Source organism: Rudaea sp. (genome assembly GCF_036383415.1).
Lineage (GTDB): Bacteria > Pseudomonadota > Gammaproteobacteria > Xanthomonadales > Rhodanobacteraceae > Rudaea.
This window is the reverse complement of the sequence record NZ_DASVOK010000165.1, coordinates 1-1574: the sequence shown is the minus strand read 5'-3', so window position 1 is coordinate 1574 and position 1574 is coordinate 1. Positions and strand designations below refer to the sequence as shown.

Annotated in this window: 2 protein-coding genes; both read left to right on the top strand. The window is 65.3% G+C overall.

Annotated elements, in window-relative coordinates:
- On the top strand, positions 1–195 hold a 195-nt coding region (locus VF497_RS06255; RefSeq protein WP_330886779.1), incomplete at its 5' end, for a thiamine phosphate synthase.
- 168 nt (positions 196–363) lie between these two features.
- A partial coding sequence (gene thiC, locus VF497_RS06250) for a phosphomethylpyrimidine synthase ThiC (RefSeq protein ID WP_330886777.1) occupies positions 364–1574 on the top strand: 1211 nt, incomplete at its 3' end.

Genomic DNA, 1574 nt, shown 5'->3' with positions numbered 1-1574 from the left:
CCGAAGATCACCGAGTGGAAGAAGCGCATCGGCGCGATCCCCCTTGTCGCGATCGGCGGCATCAAGTTCGAGCACGCCGCCGAGATCTTCGCCGCCGGCGCCGATTCGATCGCCGTCGTCAGTGACGTCACCCAGAACGCCGACCCCGACGCGCGGGTGCGGCAATGGCTCGGCATCCGTGCGGAGGCCGCGTGATGGCACGCGTTGCACACTATCGATCCCGTCACCCTGAGGTGGCCGCTTCTTCAGCGGCCCTCGAAGGGCGACGGCCCGGCTCGTTCACCCTTCGAGGCTCGCTTCGCGAGCACCTCAGGGTGACGAGAACCACGACATTCACGCACACGAATTAAAACGGAGGATCCCATGAACATCCGCTCCAACCCCGACACCACGCTCCCCGCCGTCACGACCGGCTCGCTGCCCTCATCGCGCAAGATCTTCGCGACCCCGGAGGCCGCGCCCGACATCCGCGTTCCCTTGCGCGAGATCATCCTGTCCGAGGGCGCCGGCGAGCCGAACCTGCCGGTCTATGACACCTCGGGCCCCTACACCGATCCGGCCGTGACGATCGACGTCAACAGCGGCCTGTCGCGCAATCGCCTCGCCTGGGTCAAGGAGCGCGGCGGCGTCGAGGAGTATGTCGGCCGCGACATCAAGCCGGAGGACAACGGCAATGTCGGCGCGTCGCATGCCGCTAAGGCGTTCACCGCGCACCACAAGCCGTTGCGCGGCATCGACGGCCATAAGATCACCCAGCTCGAATTCGCCCGCGCCGGCATCATCACCAAGGAGATGATCTACGTCGCCGAGCGCGAGAATCTCGGCCGCAAGCAGCAGCTCGAGCGCGCCGAGGCGGCACTCGCCGACGGCGAGAGCTTCGGCGCCGCGGTGCCGGCCTTCATCACCCCGGAATTCGTCCGCAGCGAGATCGCGCGCGGCCGCGCCATCATCCCCTCCAACATCAACCATGCCGAGCTCGAGCCGATGATCATCGGCCGCAACTTCCTGACCAAGATCAACGCCAATATCGGCAACTCGGCGGTGACCTCGTCGGTCGAGGAAGAGGTCGACAAGATGGTGTGGGCGATCCGCTGGGGCGCCGACACCGTGATGGACCTCTCGACCGGGCGCAACATCCACACCACCCGCGAATGGATTTTGCGCAACTCGCCGGTGCCGATCGGCACCGTGCCGATCTACCAGGCGCTGGAGAAGTGCGAAGGCGATCCCGTCAAGCTGACCTGGGAGCTCTACAAGGACACCCTGATCGAGCAGTGCGAACAGGGCGTCGACTATTTCACGATCCACGCCGGCGTACGGCTGTCCTACATCCACCTCACCGCCAACCGGGTCACCGGCATCGTGTCGCGCGGCGGCTCGATCATGGCGAAGTGGTGCCTCGCGCATCACAAGGAGAGTTTCCTCTACACCCATTTCGACGAGATCTGCGACCTCATGCGCAAGTATGACGTCTCGTTCTCGCTCGGCGATGGCCTGCGCCCCGGCTCGATCGCCGACGCCAACGATCGCGCGCAGTTTGCCGAACTGGAGACACTCGGCGAGCTGACAAAAAT